General features: G+C 70.1%; 12 protein-coding genes. All 12 read right to left on the bottom strand.

Annotation, left to right across the window (positions count from 1 at the left end):
- Positions 1-10: 10 nt before the first annotated feature.
- The 12 genes from CRT23_RS04870 to CRT23_RS04815 are packed head-to-tail and all read right to left on the bottom strand — an operon-like array spanning position 11 to position 13045.
- Positions 11-1744, bottom strand: coding sequence for a hypothetical protein (locus CRT23_RS04870; protein ID WP_103708829.1), 1734 nt, complete (start codon positions 1742-1744; stop codon positions 11-13).
- Positions 1741-2649 (bottom strand): beta-xylosidase, encoded by a 909-nt coding sequence (locus CRT23_RS04865; RefSeq protein WP_103708828.1) that lies wholly within the window; start codon positions 2647-2649, stop codon positions 1741-1743. The genes CRT23_RS04870 and CRT23_RS04865 overlap by 4 nt, the downstream gene beginning before the upstream one ends.
- Positions 2646-3431, bottom strand: coding sequence for a TIGR04290 family methyltransferase (locus CRT23_RS04860; protein WP_103708922.1), 786 nt, complete (start codon positions 3429-3431; stop codon positions 2646-2648). Before CRT23_RS04860 ends, CRT23_RS04865 begins: the two co-directional genes overlap by 4 nt.
- 13 nt (positions 3432-3444) lie before the next feature.
- Positions 3445-4032 (bottom strand): histidine phosphatase family protein, encoded by a 588-nt coding sequence (locus tag CRT23_RS04855; RefSeq protein ID WP_103708827.1) that lies wholly within the window; start codon positions 4030-4032, stop codon positions 3445-3447.
- Positions 4029-5132, bottom strand: coding sequence for an inositol-3-phosphate synthase (locus tag CRT23_RS04850; RefSeq protein ID WP_103708826.1), 1104 nt, complete (start codon positions 5130-5132; stop codon positions 4029-4031). Before CRT23_RS04850 ends, CRT23_RS04855 begins: the two co-directional genes overlap by 4 nt.
- Positions 5129-6247 (bottom strand): glycosyltransferase, encoded by a 1119-nt coding sequence (locus tag CRT23_RS04845; RefSeq protein ID WP_103708825.1) that lies wholly within the window; start codon positions 6245-6247, stop codon positions 5129-5131. The genes CRT23_RS04850 and CRT23_RS04845 overlap by 4 nt, the downstream gene beginning before the upstream one ends.
- Positions 6244-7350, bottom strand: a complete 1107-nt coding sequence (locus CRT23_RS04840; RefSeq protein WP_103708824.1) for a glycosyltransferase — start codon at positions 7348-7350, stop codon at positions 6244-6246. Before CRT23_RS04840 ends, CRT23_RS04845 begins: the two co-directional genes overlap by 4 nt.
- Positions 7347-8471, bottom strand: a complete 1125-nt coding sequence (locus CRT23_RS04835; protein ID WP_103708921.1) for a glycosyltransferase — start codon at positions 8469-8471, stop codon at positions 7347-7349. The genes CRT23_RS04840 and CRT23_RS04835 overlap by 4 nt, the downstream gene beginning before the upstream one ends.
- Complete coding sequence (locus CRT23_RS04830) at positions 8468-9598, bottom strand: glycosyltransferase family 4 protein (RefSeq protein WP_103708823.1); 1131 nt, start codon at positions 9596-9598, stop codon at positions 8468-8470. The genes CRT23_RS04835 and CRT23_RS04830 overlap by 4 nt, the downstream gene beginning before the upstream one ends.
- Positions 9583-10875: a TIGR04295 family B12-binding domain-containing radical SAM protein gene (locus CRT23_RS04825; RefSeq protein WP_103708822.1), complete on the bottom strand. Its 1293-nt coding sequence runs from the start codon at positions 10873-10875 to the stop codon at positions 9583-9585. The genes CRT23_RS04830 and CRT23_RS04825 overlap by 16 nt, the downstream gene beginning before the upstream one ends.
- Positions 10872-11936, bottom strand: coding sequence for an NAD-dependent epimerase/dehydratase family protein (locus tag CRT23_RS04820; protein ID WP_103708821.1), 1065 nt, complete (start codon positions 11934-11936; stop codon positions 10872-10874). The genes CRT23_RS04825 and CRT23_RS04820 overlap by 4 nt, the downstream gene beginning before the upstream one ends.
- A complete protein-coding gene (locus CRT23_RS04815; RefSeq protein WP_103708820.1) occupies positions 11933-13045 on the bottom strand; it encodes an SDR family NAD(P)-dependent oxidoreductase in 1113 nt (370 codons plus the stop codon). Before CRT23_RS04815 ends, CRT23_RS04820 begins: the two co-directional genes overlap by 4 nt.
- Positions 13046-13295: the final 250 nt, after the last annotated feature.

The raw sequence follows: 13295 nt of genomic DNA, 5'->3' as shown, positions 1-13295 counted from the left end.
ACGCGCCGCCTCACGGCTGCGCCAGGACCCGGCACAGGCGCTCGGTCATGGCGTCGAGCCGGCGCCGCAACCGGGCGGTCTCGGCCGGGTCCCCGGTGGCCCCGAGGGCCAGGGTCAGGGCCCCGACCTGGAACGCGAGGTAGCACGGGGTGAGGCAGGCGATGAGCTCGGGGTCGATGGCCCGATCCCCCGCGACCTCGACACGACCCGCGAGGTATACACGGGCGTTCTCGGACAGTCCGAACTCCTCCGCGGCGCCGACCACATCCCAGGCGATGTCCTGGCAGCCCACGAGGTCGTGCCCCGCCGCATGGTCGAGGGCATCGGCCTTGAGGAGCCGCCCATCGGGCAAAGCCAGCCATTTCCAGGGCTGCATCCGGTTGTCGGTCTCGACCCGGCGGACGCTCCGCTCCAGGGCGGCGAGCCGCCCCGGGGTCCAGCGGTCGAGGGTGGCCGCCGCGGGTTTTCCCAATGCGGTCAGCACGTTGTGCCGGGCCATCGCCATCAGGGCCGGAAGATCCGCCCCATCCTCAGCCCCTGCCGGAAGGGTGCGGGCCCGGTACCCGAGATAGTCCCCGATCCGCTCGAGCCAGGCCGACCCGTCCGCCGCCTGCAGGGGCATCGCCGCCCCGTGCCAGCGCTCCACCAGGAAGCCGTGCCGCAGGCCCACCACCGCGGGGATGAACCCCGCCGCCGACAGCGTCCGGGCCCGCGCCAGCTTGGCCTCGGCGGGGGCCCCGAGCCCGGCGAATTTCAGATACCAGGTGCGATTGTCCTGCCGCCACAGGAACTTGCGCCGCTCCTGCCAGGCGTTCACCGGCGGCCAGTCCGCCGTGTCGGCATAGAGGTGCCGGCGCCACGCGCCGCCGGAGACCTCCTCCAGCGCCGCCCCGGCCCCCTCCGAGACCCAGGCCGCGAGCCCCTGCTCCGGTGCGCCGATCACCGCGTCGGCGCTCACGATGTCCCGCCGCATCCGGTCCCAGCGCCGCCTCTGCGCCGCTCCCGCCTGCGCCCCCGGCGCCCCGTCATGGCTCGGGAACAGGGTGATGCGCTCCTCCGCCACCCCGAGCCGATCCAGCGCGTCCAGCACCGCCCCGAACGAACTCCCCGACAGGCCCGGCCCCTCGTCCACCACCGCCACCGGCCCCGTCCACGCCCGGATCTCGGCCGCCAGGGCCTCCGACAGGGCGAGTTCCCGCCCGAACGGGTGCCCCACCGGCCGGACGGTGATGATGCGCCGGCTCCCCAACCCCGCTGCCACCACCGCGGCCAGGGGCGCGCCGATGCTGCGGATGCCGATCACCAGGGTCTCGGGCCCGAGGCCTGAGCGCCGGGCCGCCATCGCGTAAGTCTCCGGGTAGGTTGCGTAAAACGCGAAGCCCTCGCACCAGCGCGCGGTGATCCGCGCCGGCAGCGCCAGGGCGGCGAGGGTGGACATTGCCGGCTCGCCATCCGGCACCGGCCCGCGAAACCCGCTCACCCAGGAGGCATCGACCGCCTCCGCCAGGGCGAGCATCAGCGCCGTCGCGGCGTCCTGGTCCGGCGCCGAGGCATCGGCGCCGGCTTCGGAAAACGCCGCATCCGCAAGGCCTTGCAGCAGCATGCCGGCCGCGATCAGGGCCGCCACCAGCGCCTCGTGCCGGGTCCGGTCCCGGCCCGCCGCGGCCGCCCGCAACCGGGCGGCGACGTCGCCCAGGAGATCGCGCGGGTCCGTCGGGCGGTCCCGCTTGCCGAAGACGATCACGCGCCGGGGAGGCTCCCGCCGGGGGCGTAGCGGCGCACCATCGCGGCGCAGAAGGCCGCGTATTCCGCAGGATCGATCGGCGGGCTGGTGTGGTGCGGAGACAGCCCGCGATGCTCCGGCGTGAAGCAGAACGTCACGGTGACGTCGAACTCCTCCAGCGCCCGCATCTGCCGGTCGAACCAGTCCAGCGCGTTGGGCCGGAAGCTGTCGGCCCAGGACAGGCCGGTGCGCAGGTAGGTGACGCCCAGGCGCTTCATCCAGGCCACCGCCTCCTCCAGGCGATGGTCCTCGTAGTGGAACCACTGGCACAGGCCCAGGGCCGGCGTATGCCGCGCGAACGCCTCCAGGGCGCGCTTGGGCGTGCCGTCCTGGTTCAGCAGCCCCATGTGGAAGTGGCGGTAGTAGGAGGAGCCCTCCGCCTCCCGGTGCCGGGTGGTCGCCTCCCATTCCCGGGGCAGGTCGTAGAGGCTGTACCAGTGGATGCGCGGCGCCTGTCCGATCAGGAGCTCCGCCGTCCGGTCGACGCCCCAGAGTTGCACCTCCTCGGCGCCGAAGGTCGAGATGCCGACCTCCGAGACCCAGACCGGCAGGTTCGTGACCGCGCGGATCTCCGCGATCTTGGCCGGCCATTCGTGGATCTGCCAGAGGTTCCAATCGAGGGGAAAGCCGTGCACCGCCACCGCGTCGACGGCGTCGAGGGCGCCCGCCCGCTCCATGCGCTGGATGAAACCGGGGTCGATCGGCGAGATGCCGCCGAGCACCCGCGGCAGGGTCGGGTTCTCCGCCCGGATGGCGCGGCCCGCGGCCGTCACCATCGCGGCGAAGCGGTGCCAATCGGGGTCGAGCTCCGGGTCCCAGTGGGATTTGTTGTTGGGCTCGTTCCAGAGCATCACGGCTTCGATCACGCGGGCATCTCCTGGGCGCGCGGCGGCGCCGGATAGACAGCCCCGGGCTCGGGCTTCTCGGCACAGCGGCAGAGATAGACCTCCTCCTCGGGGTGGCCGACGATGGCGAAGCCGCTGGCTCGCAGCATCGCCTCGGTGCAGGCGCGGTTGGGCACCCACCAGTTGGTCGGGTCGCCGGAATACCGGTGCTCGATGAAGTGCAGCTTCGGGTAGCCCGGCTCGGCGAAGGGCGCCGTGGCGAAGAAATCGTAGTCCTCCGCCACCGGGGCGACCGTGGACGCCCCGCGCTGCATCGACTGGAAGACCAGCAGGTCCCCCGCCACCGTCTCGCGAATGAGGTCCAGCGCCAGCAGCGGATGGCGCAGGTGGTAGAGCACGCCCATGAACAGCACGATGTCGAAGCGCTCGCCGAGCGACCCGACATCGTAGACGGAGCCCTGCACGAACGCGATGTCCTGCCCCGTCACCTGCGCGGCGAAGCGCGCCTGGGCGAGATAGCGCTCATCGGAATCGAGGCCGAGCACCCGTGCGGCGCCCCGGCGCTTCATCTCGATGGCGTAGAATCCGCCGTTGCAGCCGATGTCGAGGACGCTCCGACCCGTCAGGTCGGCCGGAATCGCGTCGGCGAAACCCCGCCACTTCACGGCCGGGTAGTCGCCGAGAAAGTGCTCCGGCGCGGTCCAGACGCCGTCGAGGTTCATGTTGTGGAACCAGGGACCGAGCGCCTCGATCTCGCGGCGCAGGGCATCCGCCCCGCCGCGCGGGTGTTCCTCGGGTCTCATCATGGCGAACCCTTCATCGCAGGTGAGCCGTGCCGTTGACGCTGCAGACCCGGCCGCCTCCCGGCCAGAACTCGACGACGCTGATCGAGGCCGGCTCGACCACGAGGCGATCGTAGGCGGAGACGGAGAGGCCCAGGATGCCGAGGAGGACGGCCCGGATGACATCGCCGTGGCTCACCGCGATCAGGCACTCCTCCGGTCGCGCCAGGAGGGTCGCCAGGGCGCGGGCCTGCGCCTCGCCCATGCTTTCGCCCCCGGGGGGGCGATGGTCCGCCCGGTGCGTATTCCAGGCCCGCCAGGCCGGGTCGCCGGCGAGGTCGGGCAGGGCCCGCCCGGTCCAGTCACCGAAGTCGAGCTCGTCGAGGCCCGGCTCCTCGCTCACTGCCAGCCCGAGCGCCGCGGCGATCGGCGCGGCGGTCTCCCGCGTCCGCGCCCGGGGGCTCGACAATAGCGCGCCGGCGCCACGGCCCCGCAGGGCTTCGGCGAGCCGATCCGCCTCGTTACGACCCTGCGCACCGAGGCTGACCCCGGGCATGCGCCCGCACAGGATGCGGTTCAGCCGGTCGTGGCTGCCGTGGCGGACCAGGATGACCCGGGTCACGGGGCGCCCACGGCCGAGGCTTCGGGCTCGCCGGTGATGAAGGCCCGCGTGCGCGTCCGCGCCTCCGCGTCGGTGAACTGCTGGGGCGGCGCCTTCATGAAGTAGCTCGAAGGCCCGACCAGCGCGCCGCCGATCCCACGGTCGAGGGCGAGGCGGGCGCAGCGTACCGCATCGATGACGATGCCGGCGGAATTCGGCGAATCCCACACCTCCAGCTTGAGCTCCATCGACAGGGGAACCCCACCGAAGGCCGTGCCCTCCAGGCGGATCTGCGCCCATTTCCGGTCGGTCAGCCAGGGAACGTGGTCGCTCGGGCCCACATGGATGTCGTCGGGATCGAGGGGTACGTCGAGCTGGCTCGTCACCGCGCGGGTCTTGGAAATCTTCTTCGATTCCAGGCGCTCACGCTCGAGCATGTTCTTGAAATCGGCGTTGCCGCCGAAATTCAGCTGGTAGGTTCGATCGAGGCGCACCCCGCGCTCGCGCATGAGGTTGGCCAGCATCCGGTGCACGATGGTGGCACCGACTTGGCTCTTGATGTCGTCGCCGAGGAGCGGAAGGCCGCGCTGCTCGAACCGTGCCCGCCAGGCGGGATCGGAGGCGATGAAGACCGGGATGCAATTGACGAAAGCGCAGCCGGCTTCGAGGGCGCAGCGGGCATAGTGCTCGGTGGCCGCCTGGGATCCCACCGGCAGGTATGAGACCAGGACCTGCGTTTGCGTACGCTCCAGTTCCGCCGCCACGTCGACCGCCGGGCCGTCCGCCTCGCGGATCTCGGCGCTCAGGTAGCGCCCGAGACCGTCGAGGGTCGGCCCCCGCTGCACGGTGATGCCGGTGCGGGGCACCTCAGCGAAGCGGATGGTGTTGTTGGGCGGGGCCGCAATCGCGTCGGCGAGGTCGCGCCCGACTTTCTCGGCGTTCACGTCGAAGGCCGAGACCACCGCGATGTCGCGGACGTGGTAGCCGCCCAGCGACACGTTCATCAGCCCCGGCACCGTCTCCGAGGGGTCGGCGTCGCGGTAGTAATCCAGACCTTGCACGAGGGAGGAGGCGCAGTTGCCGACCCCGACGAGGCCGACGCGGATCGGGCCTGTGCTCATGCGCGAGCCTCCGCCAAGGGATGCAGCTCACCCGCCGCGCCTTGCATGGCGATGGCGGCACGCAGGATCTCCTCCAACTCCAGCGCGCGGTGCGCGGCGCTGTGCCGGTCCAGCACCCGCGCGCGCGCAGCCGCGCCGATGCGCCGGCGCGACACCTCCGGCTGCCGTCGCAGGATCGACAGAACCTCGTCGGGCGCCTCGGCGGTGATGATCTCGGAGCCCGGCGTCAGGATCGTCGCGAGGCCATCCCAGCTGTCGCTGATGATCGGCGTGCCGACGCAGGCGGCCTCGAACAGGCGCACGCTCGGACTGTAGCCGGCGCGGATCATGTCGGCACGGGTGACGTTCAGGGTGTAGCGGCTCGCCGCATAGAATTCTGGATGCTGGTCCGGTGGACAATGGGCGATCCGGCTGACGTTAGCCGGCCAAGCGATGGTGTCTGGGTATTGTGGGCCGGCGACGCAGAAGCGCAGCTCGGGCGCGCGCCGCGCCGGCTCCAGCAGCAGGCGCTCCAAGGTCGGCTGTCGGTCGGGACTGTAGGTGCCGAGATACGAGAGGTCGTAGGCCGGGGCGCGCTCCAGCGGCGGGTAGGCCTGCGGGTCGACGGAGCAGTAGAGGGCGCGGGCCGCCGGCGAGCCGTAGGCCTCCTCCAGTAGGCGCAGGGTCGGACCACCCGTGAAGGACAGGTAGAGGCCGTAGTCCGCGATCTGCCGCCGTGCCAGGTAGGCGCAATCCTCCGCTTCGAGGCGCGCCAGGGTGACGGGCGTATCGATGTCGTAGAAGACGGCGCGGCCCTCGGCCCAAGCCAGCACGCGATCTCCCACCGCGATGCCGTCGGGCACGTAGGACCCGACGATGACGGCGTCGGCTCCTGCGATCTCTCCGCGCCAAGCGTCGAGGGCCGCGAGATCGGGATAGAGCGCGAAGCGGCAGAAGCCGGGCTCCGGCAGATCCCGATGCTCCGCGTACCAGGGCACATCGCGCTCGAGGAACAGGACGTCGTGGCCACGGGCAGCGAAGGCCTTGAGCAGGGCCCGATAGGTGGTGGCGTGCCCATTGCCCCAGGACGAGGACAGGCTGAGGCCGAGTACGACGAGGCGTAGGGGGCGGTTCATGCGACGCTCCGGACCGGGGCAAGGGTCCCCTTGCGAGCGGCCTCCTCCTTCAGGATCAAATCGACCTCGGCCCCTCGGCGGGCATAGGTGTGGTCGGAGGTGATGCGCGCGCGTGCCGCCTCGCCGATCCGCCGGGCCCGCTCCGGCGTCAAACTCGCGAGGTGCTCGGCGACCTCGCGGCCGTCCCGGGCGACCAGCACCTCCGCATTGGGCGCAAGGAACAGTTCGATCCCCTCCCAGGCATCCGTGATGAGGCAGGCTCCGGCCCCCGCCGCCTCGAACACGCGCGTCGCCGGCGAGAACCCAACGGCCGCCATGCTGTCGCGCGCGATGTTCAGCACCGCCAGCGGCGAGGTGTTGAAGGCGTTGTGCTCGCGCGTATAGACGTGCCCGAGATGGTGTACGTTGCCTGGCAGGCTCCGGCTCTCCCAGCCGCTGCCGCCGATGAGGAACCGACGCTCCGGCAGGCGCGCCGCGGCATCGAGGAAGAACGCCTCCACGCGTGCCTCACGGTCCGGCAGGCGGTTGCCCAGGAAGGCGAGGTCGGCGGCGAAGCGCGGTTCCGGCGGCACCGGGTGATGCGTCGCCGGATCGAGGGCATTGTAGATCGGGATGCAGCGGCGGGCGCCGAACCCCTCGTAGGCGGTGATCACCGGGGGGCCGCCACCGTAGGTGAGAACGAGGTCGAGAGCCGGCATCGCCCGGTGCAGGCCGTGCTGTGGATCCGCGCGCATCTCCGCCAGGGTCGCGGGCGCATCGACGTCCCAGAAGATGCGGATCGCCTCCGGGCGCGCCGCAGCCAGGACGCCGTCGAGGAGTTCGTCGTCGAATACGCCGACGCCGCTCGCCTTGACGACGACGTCGGCTCCGGCGGCCTCGGCCACGACGGCGCGCATGGCCTCCACGGTGGCCGGATAGACCTTCACCTCGGCATAAGCGGGTGGGTCGATGTCACGATGCTGCTGCCGGTCGAAGGCGTCCGGCTCGTAGAAGGTCACCTGGTGCCCGCGGGCGGCCAGATCGCTGAGGAGGCCGCGATAGTAGGTCGCCGCCCCGTTCCAATAGGAGGACAGCAGGCTGGAGCCGTAGAAGGCGATCTTCATGCGGATCTCTCCAGGGATTCGGTGCGGCGTTCGGGGGTCCGAAGGGCTGCGACGATGCCGAGCAGTTCGTTCGCCCGGTGCGCGCAGGTGTGACGGGCCGCGATGGTCGCAAGCCCCTGCGTACGCAGGTTTGTGCGCAGGGCATCGTCCTCCCGCAGCGCCCGCAGGTGACGCTCCATCTCGGCTCCGTCGCGGGCGATGAGGTAGTCGATCCCTGGCCGGAAAAGTCCCTCCGCATCCTCCCACGGCGCAGAGGCCAGTGGGATGCCACAGGCCAGCGCCTCGAACACCCGGATCGTCGGGATGCCGGGCAGGTGGCGGACGTAGAACCGGCGCGGCACGTGGACGGTGGCGAGATGCTGCGCGAACAGGGTGGGTGCAGCGGCGTTCGGCGCCCAGCCTCGATAACGCGCACCGTAGCGCGCCAGGGTTCGGATCGCCGCCTCGGGATAGCGGACGCCGAAGATGTCGAGATCGAGCCCTGAGGCGCGCGCGGGCGCGAACAGGTATGTCTCCAGCTCCTCGCTGCGCTCGTCGTCGCCCCAATTGCCGATCCAGATCAGTCCCGTGCGAACGCCTTCGGTGGCAGGCGGACGGAACAGGCGGGTGTCGGCGGCTTCGTGCCAGACGAAGGCGCGCCGACCCCAGCCCCAATCGCGGTAAACCGCCGCCAGGGTCTCGCCGAACGCCAGGATGCCGTCGAAGCCGGAGAGATCGAAGCGACGCATCTCGTCCGGCGCGCTGACGGCCCGGTGATGCGTGTCATGAAACAGCAACGTGTAGCGCGCGCCGGCCTTCCGTCTCGCACCGAGGGCCGCGGCGAGGGCGGGGTCATTCCATTCGTGTAAGATGACGACGTCCGCGTCCGCGGTACGCTCGACCACGGCATCGATCGCGCTGTAAGGCTCCGAAGTCAGGTCCGGATAGGCCTCGCGAAAGCGATCCAGGCCCGCAGGTCCATGGTCACGAAGCAGATTCTCCAGGCTCCAGGTCCCCTCCGGCTCGTAGGCCTCGACGGTGTGGCCGAGGGCGATCATCTCGCGGAGGACGCCACGCAGGAAATGCGCGTTGCCGTGGTTCCAGCACGAGGCCAGGGAGTGGGTGAAATAGGCGATCCTCATGCGGCCGCCCCGGCCAGGGCGCGGACAGGCGTGTCGGTCCAGCATGCGCGAAAGACCGCGAGGACGCCGTCGGTCATCGCGTCGACGCCGTAGAGCTCGGCACGGGTCCGCGCCGCCCGGCCTCGGCGGCCCCGCTCGGCGGGATCGTCGGCCAATTGACGGATCGCCGCCGCGGCGCCCGCAGCATCGGAGGGATCGACGAAGAGCGCCACGCCCTCCCAGAGTTCGCGAAAGCTCGCGAGGTCGGAGAGAACGAGGGCGCAGCCGGCGCTGGCTGCTTCCAGCACGGCGAGGCCAAAGGGCTCGTAGCGGGCCAGCGAGAGGAAGACCGGGCGCGCGCCGAGTTGGGCGGCGACCCCCGCATCGTCGAGGCGCCCGAGGCAGTCGAGATGCGGCGCCAGCACTCGCTCTCCCGCCGGGCCCTCAAGCGGACCCGCCGCCCGCAAGGGCCAGTCGATGCGTGCACCGACCTGATCGAGGGTCGCTGCGTTCTTGGCCCGGTCCCAGAGGCGCCCGGCGGTAAAGACGTAGGATGCCGGCGACGTCGTCTGTGTCGGCGCCGCCGGGGTCCGACGCCCGTTGCGCACCACCCGGGGCGGCTCGGCCAAGCCGTAGACCCGCTGTGTCGCTACGGCGAACGCCTCCGTCGGCGCCAGCAGGGTATCGACGTGGGTGCAGCCCTCGGCCACGCAATCGCGACGCCAGACAAGGTCTCGCGGCAACGGACCGGTCTCGACCGCGTCCCACCATGTGCCGACGCAGGAATGGCAGACGGCCACGACGGGCACCGGAAAATGCGCGGAGGCGAAGGCCGGGGAGTGGAGATGGATGATGTCGGCCTTCAGGCTCGCGGCGAGGCGTACCAGGGCCTCCGCGGCGGCCCGCACCTCCGCCGGGTCCTTCGCCAGCCATTCGAGGGCCAGGTCGGTGGCTTGGATGCGGGCGCCGCTGGCGCTCTCGGCGGCGGCGATCTGCGCGGGGCTCGGCGCCGGCCCGAGCACGGCGATGGTCACGGTCAGCCCGCGTCGCACCAAGCCCTGCGCGAGATCGAGGCTGTACTGCCACACCCCACCGAGCGCATCGGCCGTCATTAAAACATGCGGATGGGTCTTCACCGGCAGCCGCATGCGGCCTCCAGTTCCCGGAGTGGTAGCGGAACCTCTTCCTGGATGTCGCTGAGGCGCTCGAATTGTCCGAGGTAATGGGCATGGGCGCGTTCCCAGGCCTGATCGTCCGGCTCACCCCAAAGGCGGCGATAATCCGGTGAACTGGGGTATGGGTAGAGTGGGACCGGATCGTTGGCCCAGACCCCTTTCCGACGCAGGCGGTCGCGCCATTCGGCGACCAGTGCGGGGTCGTCACCCGCCATGGCGATAAGGTTGGCTTGGACGAAGGGCACGCTCCGCCGCGCATAGACGAGACGCTCGGCGAGATCGTCGGTGGACGCACGGCATTTCTTGTCGAGGGCAGCCCGCCCGGCTTCCGTCAAGCTCTCGATACCGGCTTCGATGGAGACGCAGCCCGCGGCGCCGAGGAGATCGAGCATCTCGGGCTTCCACAGGTCGATGCGGGTCTGAACTCCGAAACGGACGTCCCGGGTCACCAGCGCTTCGAGGAGAGGCTTCTGCGGCAGGAAGATCTCGTCGATGAAGTACAGGTAGGTGGCCCCCTGGGCGATCAGCCCGTCGATCTCGTCGAGGACGATTCCGAGGTCGCGGCGGCGGTAGGCATCGCGGAAGTCGATCTTCGCGCAGAAGCTGCAATGGTACGGACAGCCGCGCGAGGCTTCGACCTCGGCTCCGGGTCCGTCGGGGGCGGCATCGAAGCGATGATGGTGGTGTGAGTGTCGCGCGATCCACCGCTCCGGCCAGCGCAGGGCAGGCAGATCGGTGAACCGGCTGGCATGGGGCGGGCCGGTGACGACGAGAGCCCCGTCCCGCCGGAAGGCGAGGGCCGGCACGGCCTTCAGGTCGTCGCTCTCGGCGAGGCGCGCCACGATCTCCTCGCACTCGCCGCGCACGACCACGTCGCAGGCGAGCTTGTCGAGGGTCGGGCCGGGTGTCGTCGAGCCGTGCGGGCCGACCGCGACGGTGCGGCCGCCACGCCCCGCGAGGGCGTCGAGAAACCCGCGCGGGATGCGCAGCTCCGGCGGGGCGCAGCGCCAGAACAGGTAGGTCGGCGCCGTCGCCACGACCGTCATACTGGGTGCGAAGGCGGCGACCGTCTCGGCCGCCTGAGCCATACTCATGGCGTCGAGATGCGCGTCGACGATCAGCGTCGCGTGGCCGGCCGCTTCAAGAAGTGCCGCGCTGAAGGCGAGTTCTAGTGGAAGGTGCGGGGAGCGGCACCCGAAATAGATGCTGTTGCGGTAGTCCCAGGGCGGGTTGACGAGGGCGACTCTCATTCCGCCGCGCCGGCCCAGGGGGCGGCTCCCAACGTCAGCCCTCGCTCACTGGCGAGCCAGGTGGCGAGGTTCGCTACACCCTGGCGCCAGTCCGTGGCGGGGCTGAGGCCGAGGGCGGCGCCCGCCACCCGGGTATCGGAGACATAGTAGCGCTGATCACCCGGTCGCCACGCGCGAAAGACGCGTTCGACGGGGCGGCCGGTCAGCGTGGCAATGTGGTCGAGGACCTGGAGCAGGCTGACGGCATTGTCTGGTCCGCCCCCGAGATTGAAGGCGCGACCGCGGATCGTATCCATGCGGGCCAGCGCGGCGCGATAGGCTGCCACCGCGTCGCGCACGTGGAGGATGTCGCGGACCTGAGCTCCGTCGCCGTAGAGCGTGATCGGCTGGCCCTCGAGGGCCCGGATGAGGAAATGGGCGACCCAGCCCTGATCCTCGGTTCCCATCTGCCGCGGCCCGTAGATGCAGCTCATGCGGAACACCGCCGTCGGCATGCCGAAGCTTCGGGCGTAGTCGAGGACGTACTGGTCCGCCGCTCCCTTGGAGCAGCCATAGGGCGTGTGAAAGTCGAGCGGCCGGTCCTCACCGATGCCCCGTTCGCGAAGGGTCGCGTCGGCGGGGCGGTAGGCGTCCCCCGCACGGTCCAGGGCGATGTCGGGCAAGTCGCCGTAGACCTTGTTGGTCGAGGCAAAGAGAAGAGGGATGGGCCGGCCCTGCGCCCGCACCGCCTCGAGAAGGTTGATCGTTCCGACGAGGTTGATCTCCGAATCCGTCCGGGGCGCCTCGAGGCTGGTGGTGACAGCCACCTGGGCGGCGAAATGGAACACCGCGCCCGCCTCCGCGACCGCCAGGTCGAGGCTCCCGGTATCACGGATGTCGGCCACAACCGTGGTGATCCGATCGGGATGGCGGCCTTCCAGCCAAGCGAGGTTCCGGGCGACGCCGGGCCGGACTAGGGCGTCGTAGACGATGACGTGTTGCCCGTCCCGAGCCAGAGCATCGGCGAGGTTGGCACCAACGAACCCGGCACCGCCGGTGATGAGTACGGGACGGTTCGTCACGCCACGAGACCTCGCGCTTCGAGTTCACGCCGCGCCTCCGCCACGCGATCGACCGCTTGCTGCTGGGCGACCCAGCCGGCGAGTTCCGCCAATCCTTCGGAGAAGTCGCGCTGAGGCCGGTAGCCGAGTTCGCGTTCGATGCGCGTGATGTCGGCGATGCAGTGCCGGATATCGCCTGCGCGCGCCCTGCCGGAAACCTCCGGCGCGATATCCGACCGCCCCATGGCCTCGGCGAGAAGCCGGGCGACCTCACGCACCGAGCGGTCGGCTCCGCTGCCGACATTGTAGACCCGGCCGGCCGCGGCGGGATGTTCGAGGGCCAGCACGAAGGCGCGGGCGACGTCCTCCACGTGCACGAAGTCGCGACGCTGCTCGCCGTCCTCGAAGATCAACGGCGGCTGCCCGTTGTGGATTCGTGCCGCGAAGATCGCCAAGACGCCCGTATAGGGATTCGAGAGCGCCTGCCCAGGCCCGTAGACGTTCCACAGCCGCAGAGCCACCCCCTCCATCCCGTAGGCGGGCGCGAGCGTGAGGGTCAGTCGCTCCTGCATGTACTTCGTCAGCGCGTAGACCGAGGCGAGCGACGGAAGCTTGGTTTCCGGCGTGGGAACCGGTTCCAGGGCTCGCCCTGTGGTATCAAGGGGATCCCAGGGCTCGTCGGCGCGGCGAGGACGCCGCTCGGCGTTCTCGACGAGGTCGCCGTCGGCGGTTCGATAGAGGCCTTCGCCGTAGACGCTCATGGAGGACGCGACGACAACCCGTTTCACCGGGTGGTTGATCAGCGCCTCGAAGAGCACGGCCGTCCCGCAATCGTTGACCGAGACGTAGCGCTCGACCGCATACATGCTCTGGCCGACCCCCACCTCGGCAGCGAGGTGGACGACGCGATCGACGCCCTTCACGGCCATGGCAACCGCCTTGGCATCGCGGACATCGCCGATGATCACCTCGACGTCGCGGGGCAGCTGATCCGGCTTCGCACCGGCTCCGTGTACCTGCTCGATCAGACTGTCGAGCACCCGTACACGGTAACCCCTGTGCAGGAGTGTTTGCGCAAGATGGCGACCGATGAATCCGGCTCCGCCGGTAATCAGAATGGTTTCCGTCACTAAGCTACCTGGCTCCAATCTAGGAATTCAAGCATTAACTTGCGTTAATTAGGCTGAATAACATAGGTTGTTGGTGTCGACGGCTGAGATTATGTCCCGGTGGTCAGATCGAGAGCCTATTCGACCCGAGAACCGTAAGTTCTCAGCTTTGTTCCTCGAAAAACGAAGGTCTCCCGATGTGACTGGCAGGCACGGCCGTCGGCTCACATCCGTCGGCTGGCCGCACGATTTCCAAGACGGGTTCAGTGTG

This window comes from Methylobacterium sp. V23 (assembly GCF_002917135.1).
GTDB lineage: Bacteria > Pseudomonadota > Alphaproteobacteria > Rhizobiales > Beijerinckiaceae > Methylobacterium.
The sequence above is the reverse complement of the archived record's forward strand: the minus strand, read 5'-3'. Positions and strand labels throughout refer to the sequence as shown.

What these genes read in the sequence shown, in the direction of transcription:
- CRT23_RS04825 (WP_103708822.1), bottom strand. Translation starts at nt 10,875, where the DNA reads ATGAGAGTCGCCCTCGTCAACCCGCCCTGGGACTACCGCAACAGCATC.
- CRT23_RS04835 (WP_103708921.1), bottom strand. Translation starts at nt 8,471, where the DNA reads ATGAGGATCGCCTATTTCACCCACTCCCTGGCCTCGTGCTGGAACCAC.
- CRT23_RS04830 (WP_103708823.1), bottom strand. Translation starts at nt 9,598, where the DNA reads ATGCGGCTGCCGGTGAAGACCCATCCGCATGTTTTAATGACGGCCGAT.
- CRT23_RS04845 (WP_103708825.1), bottom strand. Translation starts at nt 6,247, where the DNA reads ATGAACCGCCCCCTACGCCTCGTCGTACTCGGCCTCAGCCTGTCCTCG.
- CRT23_RS04840 (WP_103708824.1), bottom strand. Translation starts at nt 7,350, where the DNA reads ATGAAGATCGCCTTCTACGGCTCCAGCCTGCTGTCCTCCTATTGGAAC.
- CRT23_RS04860 (WP_103708922.1), bottom strand. Translation starts at nt 3,431, where the DNA reads ATGAGACCCGAGGAACACCCGCGCGGCGGGGCGGATGCCCTGCGCCGC.
- CRT23_RS04850 (WP_103708826.1), bottom strand. Translation starts at nt 5,132, where the DNA reads ATGAGCACAGGCCCGATCCGCGTCGGCCTCGTCGGGGTCGGCAACTGC.